General features: G+C 67.0%; 10 protein-coding genes. 3 read left to right on the top strand and 7 right to left on the bottom strand.

Annotated features, from left to right (window positions below):
• Positions 1–5 precede the first annotated feature (5 nt).
• The 4 genes from J0H39_21685 to J0H39_21670 are packed head-to-tail and all read right to left on the bottom strand — an operon-like array spanning position 6 to position 4,075.
• Complete coding sequence (locus J0H39_21685) at positions 6–854, bottom strand: EamA family transporter (protein MBN9499375.1); 849 nt, start codon at positions 852–854, stop codon at positions 6–8.
• On the bottom strand, positions 851–1,834 hold the full coding sequence (locus J0H39_21680) for a TRAP transporter substrate-binding protein (GenBank protein MBN9499374.1): 984 nt from the start codon (positions 1,832–1,834) through the stop codon (positions 851–853). Before J0H39_21680 ends, J0H39_21685 begins: the two co-directional genes overlap by 4 nt.
• Before the next feature lie 10 nt (positions 1,835–1,844).
• On the bottom strand, positions 1,845–3,671 hold the full coding sequence (locus tag J0H39_21675; GenBank protein ID MBN9499373.1) for a TRAP transporter large permease subunit: 1,827 nt from the start codon (positions 3,669–3,671) through the stop codon (positions 1,845–1,847).
• An 8-nt stretch (positions 3,672–3,679) separates the two neighbouring features.
• Entirely contained in the window at positions 3,680–4,075 is a 396-nt protein-coding gene (locus tag J0H39_21670) for a phosphomannose isomerase type II C-terminal cupin domain (protein ID MBN9499372.1), read from the bottom strand.
• Between the two features lie 85 nt (positions 4,076–4,160).
• Between J0H39_21670 and J0H39_21665 the strand changes: the two genes are divergently transcribed.
• Both J0H39_21665 and J0H39_21660 read left to right on the top strand, forming a co-directional pair.
• Positions 4,161–5,192, top strand: a complete 1,032-nt coding sequence (locus tag J0H39_21665; GenBank protein ID MBN9499371.1) for an ABC transporter substrate-binding protein — start codon at positions 4,161–4,163, stop codon at positions 5,190–5,192.
• Positions 5,192–5,770, top strand: a complete 579-nt coding sequence (locus J0H39_21660; GenBank protein MBN9499370.1) for a HutD family protein — start codon at positions 5,192–5,194, stop codon at positions 5,768–5,770. The genes J0H39_21665 and J0H39_21660 overlap by 1 nt, the downstream gene beginning before the upstream one ends.
• Here J0H39_21660 and J0H39_21655 read toward each other — a convergent pair.
• Genes J0H39_21655 through J0H39_21645 form a run of 3 tightly spaced genes read right to left on the bottom strand, consistent with a single transcriptional unit; the run spans position 5,757 to position 10,935 of the window.
• The gene (locus J0H39_21655) at positions 5,757–7,094 is read right to left on the bottom strand and encodes an HlyD family type I secretion periplasmic adaptor subunit (protein ID MBN9499369.1); all 1,338 of its coding nucleotides are present in this window, start codon (positions 7,092–7,094) and stop codon (positions 5,757–5,759) included. The genes J0H39_21660 and J0H39_21655 overlap by 14 nt on opposite strands.
• Positions 7,091–9,271: an ATP-binding cassette domain-containing protein gene (locus tag J0H39_21650; protein ID MBN9499368.1), complete on the bottom strand. Its 2,181-nt coding sequence runs from the start codon at positions 9,269–9,271 to the stop codon at positions 7,091–7,093. The genes J0H39_21655 and J0H39_21650 overlap by 4 nt, the downstream gene beginning before the upstream one ends.
• Positions 9,268–10,935, bottom strand: coding sequence for an ATP-binding cassette domain-containing protein (locus J0H39_21645; protein ID MBN9499367.1), 1,668 nt, complete (start codon positions 10,933–10,935; stop codon positions 9,268–9,270). The genes J0H39_21650 and J0H39_21645 overlap by 4 nt, the downstream gene beginning before the upstream one ends.
• Positions 10,936–11,123: 188 nt before the next feature.
• On the opposite strand from J0H39_21645, the gene J0H39_21640 reads away from it, so the two are divergent.
• The gene (locus J0H39_21640) at positions 11,124–18,971 is read left to right on the top strand and encodes a hypothetical protein (protein ID MBN9499366.1); all 7,848 of its coding nucleotides are present in this window, start codon (positions 11,124–11,126) and stop codon (positions 18,969–18,971) included.
• Positions 18,972–18,974: the final 3 nt, after the last annotated feature.

Here is an 18,974-nt window from a genome sequence, read left to right as displayed (position 1 = left end):
CCCGGTCAGCGCACGAGTTTCAGCAGCGCCGTACCCGTCAGCGTCGAGGCGATCGAGGCGGCGCGCGCCAGATCGAGTTTTTCCTTCATCACCGTCACGGCGATGATCGCGGCGAACACGATCCCGGTCTCCCGCAAGGCCGACACCAGCGCCAGCGGCGCGTTGGCCATCGCCCACATCACGACCCAGGCGGAGACGAAGCTGAGCGCGCCCGCCGCCGAACCCATGCGCAGCGCGCGCAACGGCGGCCAAGGGGTGCGCACCCCGCGCAAGATGGTCGCGCTGATCACGGTCAGCGACGCGGTCAGCAGCATCATCCACGCCATATAGCCGTCGACATTGCCCGCGACGCGCACGCCGATGCCGTCGACCAGCGTGTAGCAGCCGATGATGCAGCCGGCGAACAGCGCCCACAGGATCGGCGCCTTGTTACGCATGATCTCGCCCTTGCGGCGCGCCAGCGCCAGGCTGGCGATGCCCGCCGAAATCAGCAGGATCGCGATCTTGGCGCCCAGCGACAGCGTTTCGCCCAGCGCCGTCACCGATACGGCGGCGACGATCAACGGCGCAGTACCCCGCGCCAGCGGATAGACTTGGCTGAAATCGCCGCTGCGATAGGCGTGCTGCAACACGATCAGATAGGCGGTGCTGAGAATGCCGCTGCCGAGAATGAACGGCCAGGCCTCGACGGCGAGCGGCGGCGCGTTCGCCAGCAGGATCAGCGACAGCACGATCTGCGTCGCCGACATGGCGACGAGCCCCGCCAGCCGATCGCCGTCGGCCTTGATCAAAGCGTTCCACGTCGCGTGGATCAGCGCGGAAGCGAGGACGGCGGCGAAGACCGTGACGCTCATTTCGTCTCGACGATTTCGTTGAGCGCCGCGAGCCCGCCGAATTTCGGCGCCTCGGCCTCCCAAATCGGCTTCATCGCGTCGCGCCACGGGGCTTCGTCCACTTTGTGGACCTTCATGCCCTTTTGCGACATGCGCGTCACGGCGGCGGCTTCCTGTTCCTTGTGCAGGCCGTTGATGAAGGCGGCCATCTCGCCGGCGATTTCGCCCAAAGCCGTGCGCTGTTCGGCCGGCAGGCGATCCCAATAGCGGCGCGAGAACACGATGGCGCCGACCGACCAGATATGGCCGGTCTCGGTCAGATGGGGGGCGACTTCGTAAAGCCGCAGCGTTTCGATCGGGCCCTTGGTCAGATCCATCAGATCGGCAACACCGGTCGCCAGCGCGTTATAGGTTTCTGTGATCGGGATCGGCGTCGGATTGGCGCCGAGATTGCGCCAGATCGCGATATGCAGCGGGCTTTGCAGCACGCGCATTGTTTTACCGTCGACGTCGCCCACGCTCGTCACCGGCTGGCGCGACAGCAAATGCCGCGCGCCGTAGGAGAAGAACGACGCGACCTCGAAACCTTGCGCGCGATAGAGCGCTTTGTAGCGTTCGCCGATCGGGCCTTGCATCACCTTGTCGACATGGTCCCAATCGCGGAACACGAAGGGCATGTCGAAGATCTGGCCTTCGGGCACCCATTGCGACAAGGCGGCGAGGGTCGAATCCGCCGCCTGGATCGAGCCCAGGCGCATGCCTTCGGCATTCTCCCGCTCGCCGCCCAACTGGCCCGACGGGAAGATTTGCAGATCGACCGTGCCGGCGGTGCGTTCCTTCGCAAGCTCCGCGAAGCGGCGCCACATCTGCGTATTGGGCGCCCCTTCGGGCTGGACCACGCCGACGCGAACGGCGTTGGCGCGCGTTTGCGCGATCGCCGGGGCGGCGAGAAGGGTGAGAGCGGCGCCGAAGGCGGCCTGGCGGCGGGTCAGTTTCGTCATCTTCGTCTCCCTACAGGCCCAGCCATAGCAGACCCATCGTGATCGCGGGAATGTAAGTGACGAGGAGCAGGGCTGCCAGCAACGCAATCAAAAACGGTATCAGCGCCATGAAGACCGCCATCACCGGCAGACGCGTGATCGTCGCGACGATGAAGGCGAGGATGCCGAAAGGCGGCTTCAGCCCGCCGATCATCAGATTGCAGATGACGATCAGCGCGAAATGCACGGGCTCGACGCCGAAGCGCGTCGTCAGCGGCAGGAAGAGGGGCGCGAAAATCAGCATCGCCGCGCCGATATCCATCACCATGCCGGCAAGAAGTAAAACCCCGTTTAGAAAAAGTAACATCACCCATTTCTGGACGAGCCACGTCTCGCCGAATTCCACGATCGCCTGCGGGACATGTTCGGTCGTCAGCACGAAGCCGAAGGGCGTCGCCGCACCGATCAGCAAACCGATCATCGCGGAATCGAGCGCGGTCTGGCGCAAACTCCGCCACAATTCGGCGGGCGACAGGCCGCGCTTGAGCCACAGCCCGGCGATGAAGGCGAAAGCCACGGCCATCGCCCCCGTCTCGGTCGGCGTGGCGATGCCCAAACGCAGCGTGGCGACGATGAACACCGCCAGCAAAATGACCGGGATCGCGGCGGCCATCGCGTGGCCGCGTTCGGCCCAGCTGGCGCGCGGCGCGTTGGCTTTGTAGCCGCGCATGCGTGCGACCGCCCACACCGCCAGCATCAAGGCGCCCGCGAATAACAGGCCGGGCACAATGCCGGCGACGAACATCTGACCGACCGAAATGCCGGTGGCCGCCCCGACGATCAGCATGCCGACCGACGGCGGGATGATGTTGTCGGTCATCGACGCGGCGGCGCATACGGCGGCGGCGAAAGGCGGCTTGTAGCCGTCCTTCACCATCGCGGGATACATGAGGCGCGCGTTGAGCGCGGCGTTGGCGTTGGACGATCCCGACACGCCGCCATAAAGCGTCGCGGCGACGATGGTGACCTGTGCAAGGCCTGCGCGCATGTGGCGCACCAGCGTATGCGCGAAATCGATCAGGCGTTTGGCGAGGCCGCCCACATCCATCAACGCGCCCGCCAGCAGGAACAGCGGAATCGCCAGCAGCAGGAACTGCCCCGATCCGCGCACGACGTTTTGCGCGATGGCGGCGGGCGGCAGCACGCCCGCCGATAGATCGGCCAAGAAAACCGACAGCAACATCGCGAAGGCGATGGGCATGCCGAGCGCCATGCCGCCCAGGAACACGACGATCAGCATCGTCAGCGGGGCGATCGGCGGCAACGCGATCAAATCGGCGGCCAAGTGGAACGCGGCGCCCAAAGCGACGCCCAACGCGCCGAGATAACGGCCCGCGTCGCGGTCGAGATCGCGCAAAGCGATATACAGCAAGCCCGCCACGCAGCTCGCCGGAATGCCCGCATATTGCAGCCAAGCGGGCAAGGCGAGGGCGGTGGATTTGCCGCCGATCAGATCGAGCAATTCCTGCGCGCCGGTCATCAGCACGATCGTCGTATAGGCGACGGCGGCGTCGATCAGGACTTGATGGATTTTGCGCGCGCGCGGCGGCAGAAGTTTTTCGAAGCCGCCGATGGCGATATGCAAGCGACTGCGATGGGCAAGCGGCACGCCCAGGAAGATCAGGTAGATGAAAAGCCACTGGCCCGCTTCGCCGGTCCAGGTCAGCGATGCGGCGAAGATATAGCGCGAGATCACGCCCGCCAGCGTCGTCGCGGCGATGGCGACCAGGCAGAAGACGGCGGCGGCGCCCAGCCCCGCATCGAGCGCGTCGAGCAGCCGTGTCGCCGCCTTGCGCATCGCCCCGGTTAGCGCCGCTTGGGCGCGCGCGCGTAATCGTCGGACAGGCGTTCGATATCCGATTCTTCCAGGCGCGGACCGTATTGGATTTCGATCAGCACCAGCGGCGCTTTGCGGTCGTTCTCCAACCGATGGACGGTCTTGCGCGGGATCACCACCGTGCCGCCCACGCCCAAGCGCTTGCTGCGCGTGCCGAGCGTGACCTTGCCTTCGCCCGCGACCACGACCCAGCGTTCGGTGCGGCCTTCATGGCGCTGCAACGACAGGCGATGGCCGGGCGAAACCTCGATGCGTTTGACCGCGAAGCCGTCGCCCGTATCGGTCACGCGCCAATTTCCCCAGGGGCGTTTGCCCTTCTGGCCGGTCTTGTATCCATTCACTTGCTTCACGCGCGTCGCGGGCATGGGCGATATTCCACTCTTGGGGCTGTTCCGAGCCTTTGGCGAGCGGCATCATGCTCGCTTCAGTCCCCCAGCGCTAGAGTTGGAAATGCGCCCCCTTATCGCCGTCCTCGCCGTTTCCGCCGCCCTGATCTCGCCCGCCCGCGCCCAGGCGCCGGCCGGCGAATTGGCACTCGTCTGCTCGTTCCTGGAAGAATGGTGCCGCCTGATGGCGACCGAGTTCGAGCGCGAAACGGGGATGCGCGTCGCCATGCTGCGCAAATCGACCGGCGAGGCCTATGCCCAGATCAAGGCCGAAGCCCAGCGCCCGCGCATCGATGTGTGGTGGGGCGGGACGGGCGATCCGCATGTCCAGGCCGCCGCCGACGGGTTGACCGAAGCCTATCGCTCGCCGCGTCTGGCCGAGCTACGCCCCTGGGCGCGCGAACAGGCGGAAGCGACGGGCTATCGCGCCTATGGCGTCATCGCGGGGGCACTCGCGGTTGCCTATAACGCGCCGGCCTTGCGCGCCAAGAACATCGCCCCGCCGCGCTGCTGGGCCGATCTCGCCGACCCGCGCTTCAAGGGCCTGATCCAATCGAACGACCCGACCGCGTCGGGTACCGGCTACGCCTATCTCGCCACGGTCGTGACGCTGATGGGGGAGGACGGCGCCTTTGCCTATTTGAAGCAGGTTCACGCCAATGTGAATTCCTATGCGCGTTCGGGCTCGATCCCCGCGCGTTCGGTCGCCACGGGCGAATCGCCGGTCGGGATCACGTTCCTCGACAATGCGCTGTTCCAGATGGCGCAGGGGGCCCGCGACATGGTGCCGTTCGCGCCGTGCGAGGGCACGAGCTTCGAGGTCGGCTCCATGTCGATCGTGAAGGGGGCCCGCAATCTTGACGGCGCCAAGCGCTTCCACGATTGGGCGCTGTCGGCGGCGGCGCAAGCCTTGGGCGTGAAGGCGCGGATGTCGTTTTCGATCCCATCGAACATGAATGCGCCGTTGCCCGAAGGCTTGCCCGATCCCGCGACGATCAAAACCGTCGACTACGATCATGCCCGTTTCGGCGACCCGCAAACGCGGTCGCGTTTGCTGCGCCGCTTCGAAACCGAAATCCGAGGGAACGCCCCTTAATGGCCCGCATCACGCCGCTGCCGCCCGAAGGCTTCGGGCGCTATACCTGGAACAACGGCAAGGTCGCGGTGATCGACATCGCGTCGCGCTATCGCGAGGGTGCGGCGGAACGCGATTGGCCCGCCACGCTCTGGCGCCTGGGCCAAACCGCGATCGTCGAGGAATCGCGGTTCTCCGATCTGTCGGGCTTCGGCCGTTTGCAGGTCGTCACGCGCGGCAAGGGTTTGACGCTGCACACCGACGACGGCGCCGTGCATCGCGATTTGTCGCGCGCGTTCGACGTGGTGCGCTACGACGGTGCCACGAAGCTCACCGCCAAAATCGCCGACGGTCCGGTCGAGGTGTTGAATCTGATCTATCGCGCCGATTCGTTCGACGCCGATCTGTTCGTGCCGCTGGGCGATGTCACGCTGAAGCCGGGCGAAACCGTGCTCTACGCGTCGGGCAATCCCGCGCGCGTAACGATCGACGGCATGTTCTTCGAACTGCCCGCCGGGCACGCGTTGAAGATCGACGGCGCTGCGCGGTTGTCGACGACGGGCGGTCCGATCTTCGCGGCGAGCCTTATTTCTCGCTGAACGCGGCGTCGAGCGAGCGGTAGATCGGGTTCAGCAGATAGCGCAGCACCGTGCGCTCGTCGGTGCGGATATCGGCCAGCACCGTCATGCCGGGCACCAGGCGATTGCGCTGCGGATCGGTCCCCGCGTAATCGCGTTCCAGCGTCACGATCGCGCGATAGAACGGGCGGCCTTGCGGATCGGTGAAGGTCGAGGCGGAGATATGCCGCACCGTGCCGGGCACGTTGCCGAAGCGCGCGAAGTCGAAGGTCGAGACCTTGACCGCGACGCTCTGGCCGATACGGATCTGGCCGATATCGGAAGGCTGCACGCGCGCCTCGATCTCCAGCTCGCGCCCGACGGGGACGAGTTCCAGCAGCGTCTGACCCGGTGTCGCGACCGCCCCTTCCGAGCGCACGCGCAGTTCCTTGACCAGCCCGCGCACCGGCGCCTTCACTTCCGTGCGCGCGACGCGATCTTCCAGCCGCACGCGCGTTTCCTCGATCTGGCGAAGCTCGGTCGTGACCGAGCCGAATTCGCGCATCGATTCGGTGGCGAGGCGCGTGTCGAGTTCGATCAAGCGCTGCTCGGCCTCGGCGATGGCCTCGCGCGCGCGGGCGATGCCGATTTGCGCGTTCGAGATATCGCCCTGCACGCGCGATTGCTCGCGCTGCACGTCGAGCAGCGACAGGCGCGAATTCAGGCCCTGGTCGTAGAGCTTCTGGCGCATATCGGCCGCTTCGCTGATGAAGCGCAATTGGCGTTGCAGCGTTTCGCGCTGGCCTTCCAGCGCGGTCAAATCCTGGCGGCGCGCGCCCAATTGGCGTTCCAGCACGGCGCGCTGGCTGGTGCGCGATTGCTCCTGCGTGCGCAGAATCGCCGCTTGGTCGCGCGACATTTCCGCTTCGCCCGCGGAAACGAGATTGGCGCCGCGCCCTTCGGCGAAGGCGCGCAAGCGCTCGGCCTGCAAGCGCAGCGATGATTCGCGCGCCTTCATCTGATCGAGCTCGGCCAGCGCGCCCGTGCGATCGATCTCGACCAGAATCTGACCCGCTTCGACCAGATCGCCTTCGCGCACGTCGACGCGGCGCACGATGCCGCCTTCCAAATGCTGGACGGCGATGACGTTGCCGGCCGGCACGACCTCGCCGGGCGCGCGCGCGACTTGCGCCACCTCGGTGACCGAGGCCCAGGCCACGCCGCCGGCGAGCATGCCGAGGACGAGCCACACGGCCAAGCGCATCAACTTCGACTGGCCGCCTTCCTCCAACTGGATCGCGAGGCTCAATTGGCGGATGCGCGCGGGGTCGGCGCGCGTGGCCGACGGAACGGGAAGGTTGCTCATCTGACGGCTCCGGCTTTTTCGGGCTCGCTGGCTTTTTGCATCTTCACGATGCGGCCTTGGTCGAACACGGCCACGCGATCGCACAAGGCGAGATGGCTGGGGCGATGGGAAACGAGAAGGATGGTCTGCTTGCCTTTGCGGCGCTTCAGCGCCTCGATCAGCGCGCGATCGCCCGCTTGGTCGAGCCATTGGCCCGGCTCGTCAAGCATCAGCACCGCCGATTGGCGCAAATAGACGCGCGCGAGCGCGATACGCTGCAGCAAACCGGCGGGCAAACCGGCGGTTTCGGAATCGCCGAGCATGGTTTCGAGGCCTTTGGGCAGCGCCAGCGTTTCGTCGAGCGCGCCCGCTTCGGCCAGTGCATCGCGGATCGCGGCTTCGGTCGCGGTGGGGGCGGCGAGGCGCAAGTTCTGAAGGATCGTGCCGTAGAACAGATGCCGCACCTGCGGCGCGTAGGTGACGGCGTTGCGCAATTCGGCGGGCGACATCTGGCGGATGTCGAGCCCGTCGAGCGCCACATTGCCCGCCTGCGGCTGGTAAAGCCCGGCGATGACCTTCAGCACCGTCGACTTGCCCGCCCCCGAATTGCCGGTGAAGCCGATCATTTCGCCCGGCTTCACGTCGAGATCCACACCCAGCAAGGCGGGATCGGTATCCGGGCGATAGCGCAGCGACACGCGCGTCAAGCGCAAGGCGCCGCGGAATACGCGCTGCACGACGGAGGCGGTGGCGCGCTCCTGCAATTCGGGTTTGAGGCGCAGCAAGCCGTCGATCTGGCGCAGCGATTGGCGCATCGCGTCGAGGCGTTGCAGCGTGACGAGGCCCATTTGCAACGGCGCCAGCACGCGCCAAGTCAGCGCCATCACCGCGATCAAGGCGCCGACGGTCATCGTGCCTTCGATGATGAGGGCCGCCCCCCAGGCGAGCGTGGCCGCACCGGCGAGCATCATCAAGCCTTGCGCGGCGTTTTGCAGACCTTGCGAGATCAACTGGCCGCGATACCCGGCTTGTGCCGCTTCGGCCGACGCGGCGCGGAACCGGTCGAGCCAGGTGTTGCGCGCACCCAGCTGCTTGATCGCGCGCAAGTTCGAGACGATTTCGACCATCAAACCGTGGCGCGCCGAGCGCGCGCGGGCGAGGCGCTTATTCGCCGCCGCTTGGCGGGCGGCGGTCGCCCAGCCCAGCAACGCGATGGCCCCACCCAGCACGACGGGGATCGCGACCAGTGGGCCGCCCAGCCACGCGATGACGATCAGGAACAAAATCAGGAACGGCAGGTCGAGTGCGATGCCCGCCATCGGCCCCGTGAAGAATTCGCGGATCTGGTCGAACTCCTTGAGGCGCGAAAGCTGCTGGCCGATCGGGGCCGCTTCGACGAAGCCCGCCGGCAAACGTAGCAATTGGCGCAACACCGCGACCGCGACGAGACGCTCGACCCGCGCGCCGACAAAGGCGAGCAGCTTCGCGCGCACGCCGCGTAGCGCGAAATCGAACGCGAAGGCGCCCGCCACGCCGGCGAGAAGATAGAACAGCAGCGTGCGCGAGTCCGATCCGATGACCTTGTCGTAGACGGTCATCGAGAAGAACGGGAACAGCAAAGCCAGCGTGTCGGTCGCCAGTGTGATCAGCAGCAATTGCCAGACGATCGGCCGGAAGCGCTGGAACAGATCGGCGCCGAAGCTGCGCCCCTGCGCCTCGGCTTCCTTCGCCGTCTCGACCGCCTCGATCAGATAGGCCGTACCCGACGGCCCGCGTTTGCGCGTGGTTTCGACATGCGTGGCGCCGTCGAACACGCGTACGCCGTCGGCGTCGATGCTCAAGATCACGCGCGGGATGCCGTCGTCGCCGACATGCAGGCAGGGCAGCAAGCGCGGATCGACCTTGTGCAGCTTCGCGCGCGTCGGCTTGGTGACGTAGGAAAGCTCCGCCAGCACGTTGCGCAACGCTTCGAGGTCGAGATTGGCGGCGAAATGCGGCAGCGCCTCGACGATGTGACGCGGATCGCCGCGCCAGCCCAGCGCGTCGAGCAACGGCATCAAGCACGCGGCGAAGGGCGACAAAGCTTCGAAGTCGCCCATGCGGCCGCCGCGCAGCGCTTCGACCAGCGGCTCGGCGCGCACGACGCCGATATCGTCGGTGGTGCTGCGGATGGCGGGAACGGCGATCGGATCGGTCATGCGCGCCGCTCCACCAGAATGCCGTCCTTCAATTCGAAAATGCGGTCGGCGAGGCGCAAGACCGACGGCTGATAGCTGACCAGCACCAGCGTCGTGGTTCCCTTCATCTCGCGCAGCAGCGCCAGGAGCTTTTCGTTGGATTCGTGATCGAGGCCGTTATTCGCCTCGTCGAACAGCACGATGCGCGGATCGTCGGCGAGGGCGCGCACGATCGCCACGCGCTGGCGCACGCCGCCGGGCAGCGTTTCCGTCTGGCCGCCGCGTATTTCGGTCTCGTAGCCGTCGGGCAAGCCGGCGACATAGGCGTCGAGGCCCAATCGCATCGCGAGATCGAGCGCGCGATCGACCACGGGGCCGCGCCGGAAGGCGGTCAGATTGTCGATCAGCGAGCCATGGAACACCACGCCCTGGCGCGGTAGCACGGCGATTTCGCTGGGGCCGGGGCGCGGGTCTTTGACGCCCAACGCGCGCTCGTCATAGAGGATGCGGCCCGCTTGCGGGCGCAAGGCGCCCGAAATCAGCGACAGGATGGTCGAGCGGCCGCCGCCATTGGCGCCGACGATGGCGACGCAATCGCCCGGCGTGATCGCCAGATCGGCGTTTTGAAGGATCGGCGCTTTCGCGCCGGGATAGGCGAAGGTGACGCCATCGAAACGAATGGCGCCTTCGCCGACGATCGCGACTTGCTGGCCTTGCGACGGCTCCTGCGGCAGATCGTCGAGCGCCTTGAGCCGTTTGCGCGCCACCCGGATCGATTGGAAATTCGTCCAGATACCCATCGCGCGCAGCAGCGGCTGCATCATGCGCCCCGCCAGCAGCGTCGATGCGGCGAGCTGGCCTACGGTGATGACGCCGTCGAGCACCATCAGCGAGCCATAGGCGGCCAGCGCCACGACCGTCAGGTTCGAGAACAACCCGCCCAGGCTTTGCGAAACCGCCGAGATATAGGCGACGCGATGGGCGGCGGCCGCGGCGCCGTCCATCAGACGCTCGTAGCGGCGCATCATCTGGCGTTCCATCGTCAAGGCTTTGACGGTGGTGATGCCGCTCAGGATTTCGATCATGAAGCTGGTGCGCCGGTCGTCGGAATCGGCGCGCCGCGAAAGGGCACGATGCAAGGCACCGCCGATCATCAAGGCGAGGATCGCGAACAACGCGAAGGCGCCGAAGGCGACGTATGCCAGATCGCCCGCGATCAGCCAGATCAGCGCGCCGAAGACCAGCGCGAAGGGCAAATCGATCGCGATCGTCGCACCCTGGTTGGCGTAGAACTCGCGCAGCCGATCGATCGCGGCCAGGCGTTCCAATTGCTGGCCGGGAGATTCGTTGCGCAATGCCGCTTGATCGGCGTCGAGCAAGCGTTCGATGACGCGCACGCCGGTTTCGTGTTCGTAACGGGCCCCCGTCCACGCGGCGAGGTGGCCGCGCGCCGCGCGCATCAGCGCTTCGCCGACCAGCACGGCCAGCAGCAGGGCGGACAGCAGGGTCAGCGTATCGGTCGCCGCGTTGGGGATGACGCGGTCGTAGATTTGCAAGGTGAAAATGGGCAGCGCCGCGCCGAATAGGTTCAGCGCCAGCGAGGCGGCCATCACGCTGGGATGGAAGGCCATCGTGAATCCCGCGTCGGTCGCGGTCGATCGCACGGGCTTCGTCGTGGACGCCAATTTTTTCTCCCCGAGGACCGGGTTTGACGTTTGGGGGGCCCAATCCTGCGTCGGTGATATACGTTAAGGTTCTGACTGGCAATAAGAAATACCGATATAGACAATTTTATAGGAATTCCGTAGATTTAGCGGTGGGTTTCATTCGGGCGACCGGTGGATAGCCCCAACCGTGGACGGAGAAACCGTACGTGCCCGACGATCGCGCCCCCCAAGATCGCGCCGGACAAGTCCAGACGGACGAGCTGACCGTTCTCGCGAAGGATTCGGCCGCCGGCGAAGCCGCCGCCGTTCAACCGCCCGCCGCTCCGCCGCCGCCCGCGCCGGACAATTCCATCGCCCAATCCGCGCAAACGCTTGGCGCCGTCCAATACGGATCGCTGGTCGCCGACGACCGCACTTTCGCGGGCCAAGCGCCCGGCCAGATCGACGCAACGCCGCCGGTTGCGGGCGATTTCCTGGGTGTGGCCGGTGCCGCGATCGAAGCGCCCGACGAAGATTCGACGGACACGCCCGCCAATGCGGGCGAGACGCGCGGTCCTGGCATATCGCTGGCGCAGGCTGCCCAAGCGCGCGGCGACATCGCGAATGTCGAAATGCGCGCCGATATGCGCGGCGAAACGCATAGGGATGCGGGCAACGCGCCGGCCGCCGCCGCCGTGCCCGCCGCCGACGCGCCGCATGTCGCCGATCATGCGGGCCCCGCCGCCGATGCGCCCGCGAATGTGTCGGGCACCGATGCGAACGCGCCGACCGCTGCCGCGGTCGCAAGTGCTGCTGCCCCGGCGGCGTTGAACGCGCTGCTGCCGGGCCTTGCCAATATTCTGAATGCGGCGGCGGCCCCGGCGGTCGAAGCTGCCGTGCAGCCGGTATTGAACGAGTTGCGCGGCCAATTGCTCGATCGCCTCGCCCAGCTCGAGCGTGCGGATACGCCGGCACCGGCACCGGTATCGAACGAACCGCCGCCCGACACGACCGCCAGCCCGCCCGAACTCGACGTGGCGCCGGCTTCGGGTCTTGAAGATCATGCGGTGGCGCTGGATATCGCCGCCCAGCTTACGGACCGCGACGGATCGGAAACGCTAGGTGTGACCATCGCGGGCGTGCCCGAAGGGGCGACGCTGTCGGCGGGCACCGATTTGGGTGACGGCGCGTGGCTGCTCACGCCCGACGATTTGCCGGGCCTGACGATCACGCCGCCGCCCGATTTTTCGGGCACGCTAAACTTGACCGTCACCGCAACGTCGCATGAAGGCGGAGCGACCAGCAGCGTCACGTCGACTCTCGCGGTCGATATTGAAGCGGTGGCGGATACGCCCACGCTTTCCGCGACAAATGCGAGCGGTGCCGAAGATCACGCCATCGCGCTGAATATCGCCGCGTCGCTGTCCGATACGTCGGAAACGCTGGGTGTGACCATCGCGGGCGTGCCCGACGGCGCGACGTTGTCGGCAGGCACCGATCTTGGCGATGGCGCGTGGCTGCTGACGCCCGACGATCTGCCGGGCTTGACGATCACGCCGCCCGCCGATTTCAGCGGCCAGATCGATCTGACCGTCACGGCCACCACGACCGACGGCACATCGACCAGCAGCGCCACGTCGAATCTCGTCGTCGAGGTCGAAGGCGTTGCCGATACGCCGTCGCTGAATATCGCGAACGCGAGCGGTGCGGAAGATCACGCGATCGCGCTGGATCTTTCCGCGACGCTTTCCGACGCATCGGAAACGCTGGGTGTGACCATCGCGGGCGTGCCCGACGGCGCCACGCTTTCCGCCGGGACCGATCTCGGCGATGGCGCGTGGCTGCTCACGCCCGACGATCTGCCGGGCCTGACGATCACGCCACCCGCCGATTTCAGCGGCCAGATTGATCTGACCGTGACGGCCACCTCGACCGACGGCACATCGACCAGCAGCGCCACGTCGAATTTGACCGTCGAGGTCGAAGGTGTGGCCGATACGCCGACGCTGAATGTCGTAAACGCCACCGGCACCGAAGATCATTCGATCCCGCTCGATATCGCGGCGGGTTTATCGGACGTTTCGGAATCGCTGGGTGTGACCATCGCGGGCGTGCCCGAAGGCGGGCATTTGTCGGCCGGGACGGATCTCGGCGACGGCGCGTGGCTGCTCACGCCCGACGATCTGCCGGGCCTGACCTTCACGCCGCCCGCCGATTACGCGGGCACGGTCAATCTGACCGTCACGTCCACCTCGTCCGACGGCGGCTCGGTCAGCAGCAATACGGCGACGCTCGCCATCGTCATCGATGCGGTCGCCGATGCGCCGACCGATCTGTCGGTCGTCATCCAATCCGCGACCGGCAGCGACACGACCTTCTATCCCGACGAGGCGGGCACGATCCGCGTTCAAGCGAGCTACCCCGATCACGACGGATCCGAAACGCATGAAGCGCGGTTGAGCGTGCCCGACGGCATGCAAGTGACCGATGCGGCCGGCGGGTTGTGGATTCCGGGCGACGACGGCACGGGCGGCTATATCGAACTCTCCGACCAGATCGGCGCCGACGGCAAACTGGACGTGACGATCGGCGTGCGCGCGACCGAGATGGTCGAAGTGCCGTGGTCGGGCGATTTCGAATTGACCGCGACGGCCGCCGACGGCCAATCGGCCATCACCACGGCGGCCGAGGGCGCGATGGATGTCGCATTGCCGCCGGGTGTGGGTACGGTGCGCGACGACACGATGCTCGGCACGGCGGGCGCCGACAATTTCGACGGGCGCGGCGGCAGCGACACGCTTTCCTACGAGGATTCCAACGCCGGCGTGACCGTCAATCTCGGCACGGGGGCCGCATCGGGCGGTTACGCGCAAGGCGACACGATCGCCAATTTCGAGAACGTCACGGGTTCGAATTTCGCCGATCGTCTCACCGGCGACGCCAACGCGAATATCCTGTCGGGCGGTGCGGGTGCGGATACGCTCGACGGCGGGTCGGGCGACGACACGCTGATCGGCGGGGCCGGTGCGGATTCGATCGTCGGCGGCGCGGGGACCGATACGGTCAGCTATGCCGGTTCGGCGGCGGGCGTCACCGTCAATCTCGGCACGACCAGCGCGCAAACGTCGGCGGGCGACGCCTCGGGCGATCGTCTGTCGGGGATCGAGAATGTCCAAGGCTCGGCCTTCGCTGACTCGCTGACCGGCACGACCGGCGCGAACGTTCTGTCGGGCGGGGCGGGCGACGACACGCTGATCGGCGGGGCCGGGGCCGACACGCTGATTGGCGGCGAAGGCAGCGACACCGCGAGCTACGCGACCAGTTCGGCCGCCGTCACGGTCGATCTGCAAAACGGCACGGCCGGCGGCGATGCGGCGGGCGACGTTCTGCAAAGCATCGAGAATCTTCTCGGCGGATCGGGCAACGACACGCTCTACGGCGATGCGGGTGCGAACCGCATCGACGGCGGGTCGGGCAACGACACGATCGAAGGCGGTGCGGGGGCCGATACGCTGATCGGCGGGGCGGGCACCGATACGCTGTCCTATTCGCGTGCCGATGCGGGCGTGAACGTCAATCTCGCGACCGGCGCCAATTCCGAAGGCGATACGATCTCGAGCTTCGAGAACGTGTCGGGCTCGGCCTTTGCCGACACGCTGACGGGCGACGCCAACGCCAATCGCCTGGAAGGCGGGGCGGGCGACGATACGTTGGTCGGCGGCCTTGGCAACGACACGCTCGTGGGCGGAGCCGGGATCGACACGGCGGATTATTCGTCTTCCGGCGCGGGCGTGACGGTCAATCTCGCGACCGGGGCCGCCAGTGGCGGGGCGGGCACGGATAGCTTGTCGGGCATCGAAAACGTGATCGGCACGGCCTATGCCGACACGCTGACCGGCGACGCTAACGCCAACCGCCTCGACGGCGGGGCCGGCAACGATACGATTCAAGGCGGGGCTTCGAACGACACGCTGATCGGCGGCGACGGCACCGACACGTTGAGTTTCGCCGCCGACACGTCGGGCGTGAACGTGGATATGACCACGGGCTCGGCCACGGGATCGTCAACGGGCACGGACAGCTTCAGCGGTTTCGAAACCGTCATCGGCGGATCGGGGGCGGATACGCTGCGCGGCGATGCGGGCGCCAATCGCCTGGATGGCGGGTCGGGCAACGACATTCTGATCGGCGGTGCCGGCGCCGATACGCTGATCGGCAATGCCGGCAACGACACGGCCGATTACAGCGCCTCAGCCGACGCGGTTCAGGTCAATCTCGCTTTGACCACGGCGCAGGTTTCGACCGGCGACGCTTCGGGTGATGTGCTCTCGGCCATCGAAACCGTCATCGGCTCGGCCGGCGCCGATACGCTGACGGGCGACGCCAACGCCAATCGCCTGGACGGCGGTTCGGGCGACGACACGCTGCAAGGCGGCGGCGGTGCCGATACGCTGGCCGGCGGCGCGGGTATCGACACGGCGAGCTACGCGGCCTCGTCTCAGGGCGTGACGGTCGATCTCGCGCGCACGACGGCGCAAACATCCTCCGGCGACGCGTCGGGCGACGTGTTGTCGGGCATTGAGAATCTGCTCGGCTCGGCCGCCGCCGATATTCTGACCGGCGATGCCGGGGCGAACCGTATCGATGGCGGCGCGGGTGCCGACACGATTCAAGGCGGGGCGGGCGACGATACGCTCGCCGGTGGAGCTGGAAACGATACATTGACTTTCGCCGCCGATAGCGACGGCGTGAACGTCGATCTGGCCGCTGGTACGGCGATGGGTTCGGCGAGCGGCACCGACACGATCGACGGCTTCGAAACCGTGATCGGCGGGGCGGGGGCCGACACGCTGCGCGGCGACACGGGCGCCAATCGCCTTGATGGCGGGGCGGGCGACGATACGATCCATGGCGATGCCGGGGCCGATACGCTGGTCGGCGGCACGGGCACGGATACGCTCGATTATTCGGCGTCGAACACCGCCGTGCAGGTCAATCTCGGACTTACGACCGCGCAGGCCTCGACGGGCGACGCGTCGGGCGACGTGCTCTCGGGTTTCGAGAATGTCGTCGGCTCGGCGCAAGGCGACACGCTGACCGGCACGACCGGCGCCAACCGCATCGATGGCGGTGCGGGCGACGATACGCTGATCGGTGGTGCCGGTGCCGACACGCTGGTCGGCGGCGAAGGCAGCGACACCGCGAGCTACGCGACCAGCACCGCCAATCTTTCGGTCGATCTGCAAAACGGCACGACTGGCGGCGACGCCGCGGGCGATGTTCTGCAAAGCATCGAAAACCTGCTCGGCGGGTCGGGCAACGACACGCTTTTTGGCGACGCGGGTGCCAACCGCATCGATGGCGGATCGGGCAACGACACGATCGAAGGCGGGGCGGGGGCCGACACGCTGATCGGCGGTGCGGGCACGGATACGCTCGCCTATACGCGCGCCGAAGCGGGCGTCACCGTCGATCTGTCGTCGGGCGCCAATTCCGAAGGCGACACGATTTCGGGTTTCGAGAACGTCACTGGCGGCGATTTCGCCGATACGTTGGCGGGCGATGCCGGGGCGAACGTCCTGACCGGCGGCGCGGGCGACGATACGCTCGTGGGAGGATTGGGGAACGATACCCTGGTCGGCGGTGCGGGCATCGACACGGCGGATTATTCGTCCGCGGCCGCGGGCGTGACGGTCAATCTCGCGACCGGTGCCGCCAGCGGCGGTGCCGGGACCGATAGCCTGTCGGGCATCGAGAATGTGATCGGCACATCCGCCGCCGATAGTTTGACCGGCAGTTCCGTCGCCAACCGTTTGGATGGCGGTGCGGGGGCCGACACGATTCAAGGCGGGGCGGGCGACGACACGCTGATTGGCGGGGCCGATAACGATACGCTGAGCTTCGCCGCCGATACGGCGGGCGTGAATGTCGATCTCGCCGGCGGAACCGCGACGGGCAGTGCGACCGGCAGCGATACGATTTCGGGTTTTGAAACCGTCATTGGCGGTTCGGGGGCGGATACGATTTCCGGCACCGACGCGGCCGAACGCCTGGATGGCGGCGCAGGCAACGATATTCTGATCGGCGGCAAGGGTGCCGATACGCTGATCGGCGGAACCGGCAACGACACGGCCGATTACAGCGCCTCCGACGCCGCCGTGCAGGTCAATCTGAACCTGACGACCGCGCAGGTTTCGACCGGCGATGCGTCGGGCGACGTGCTCGCGACGATCGAAACGGTGGTCGGCTCGGCGTTCGACGATACGCTGATCGGCAACAGCGCCGCCAACCGTCTCGACGGCGGGGCAGGCGACGACACGATCACCGGCGGCTCGGCCAACGACACGCTGATCGGCGGCGACGGGATCGACACCGTCGATTTTTCCGCGTCGACCGCCGCCATCACGGCCAATCTCGCCACCGGTGTGGCGACCGGGGCCGGTACGGACACGCTGTCGGGCTTCGAAAATCTTACCGGCGGTTCGGGCGCCGATACGCTGACCGGCGATGCGGGCGCAAATCGCATCGACGGCGGCGCGGGCAACGACACGATCCAAGGCGGTGCGGGTGCCGATACGCTGATCGGCGGTGCCGGGAACGACACGTTGAACTACGCCGCCGACACGGCGGGCGTGAATATCAATCTCGCGACCAGCGCGGCTTCCGGCGGCGACGCGGCGGGCGACGCGATCTCGGGCTTCGAAAACGTCACCGGCGGTTCGGGGGCCGATACGCTGCGCGGCGACGCCAATGCCAATCGCCTCGATGGCGGTGCGGGCGACGACACGATCTTCGGCGATGCCGGCGCCGACACGCTCGTGGGCGGCACCGGCAACGACAGGCTCGATTATTCGGCGTCGAACGCGGCGATCAGCGTCAATCTTGCGACCAACGCGGTGTCGGGCGGTCACGCCCAAGGCGATTCGATTTCCGGTTTCGAACAGGTCGCCGGATCGGCGTTCAACGATACGCTGACCGGCTCCACCGGCGCGAACATCATCGATGGCGGTGCGGGTAACGACGTCATCCAAGGCGGTGCGGGGGCCGACACGCTGATCGGCGGCGACGGCCTCGATACGCTGTCCTATTCGGCGAGCGCGTCGGGCGTGAACGTCAATCTCGCGACGGGCGCCGTCTCGGGCGGCGACGCGGCGGGCGATACGATTTCGGGTTTCGAAACGCTGATCGGTTCGTCCAAGGCCGACACATTGACCGGATCGGCGGGCGACGAACGCATCGAGGGCGGGGCCGGCAACGATCTGATCACCGGTGGCGGCGGTAACGACACGTTCGTCGGCGGCGCCGGCTCGGACTCGATCATCGGCGGTTCGGGGACCGACACGGTCGATTTCTCCTACACCTCCAGCCGCGTGAACGTGAATCTCGAGACCGGTGTGGGCGCCACGGGCGATGCGGCCGGCGATCGCTACACGTCGATCGAAAACGTGCTCGGCTCCACCGGCAACGACACGATCACCGGCTCGGCCGACGCGAATTTGCTGGTCGGCAACGCCGGGAACGACAGCATTCTGGGCGGGGCGGGCGACGACACGATCCGGGGCGGTGCCGGCAACGACATCCTGCGCGGCGGGACGGGCAGCGATACGCTCGACTATTCCGACAGCACCGCCGGCGTGACGGTCAATCTCTCGAACAACACCGCGTCGGGCGGGTTCGCGCAGGGCGACAATATCGCCGAGTTCGAGAACGTCACTGGTTCCAGCTTCGCCGACCGGTTGACCGGCGATGCGGCCGACAATGTTTTCGACGGGCGCGGCGGCAACGACACGATCACCGGCGGGGCCGGGTCGGATATCGCGTATTTCGGTGTGGGCGGCGGGCGCGACACGTTCGACGGCGGGGCGGGCGGCGGCTGGACCGATACGGTCGTCGTCGATGGCGGCGGGGCCGGCCCCGGCCAAGGCGGCTGGACGGTCATCCTGTCGGACGGCACCGAGCTCGCGGCCGAAGGCGCGACGGGCGCCCTCGACCTTGGCCAGGACGCGTCGGGGACCATCGTCCTTGCCGACGGCAGCGAGATGACCTTCGACAATCTCGAGCGGATTAGCTGGTAATCA

It is taken from the genome of Alphaproteobacteria bacterium (genome assembly GCA_017308135.1).
Lineage (GTDB): Bacteria > Pseudomonadota > Alphaproteobacteria > CACIAM-22H2 > CACIAM-22H2 > Tagaea.
This window is presented reverse-complemented; position numbering and strand designations above follow the sequence as displayed.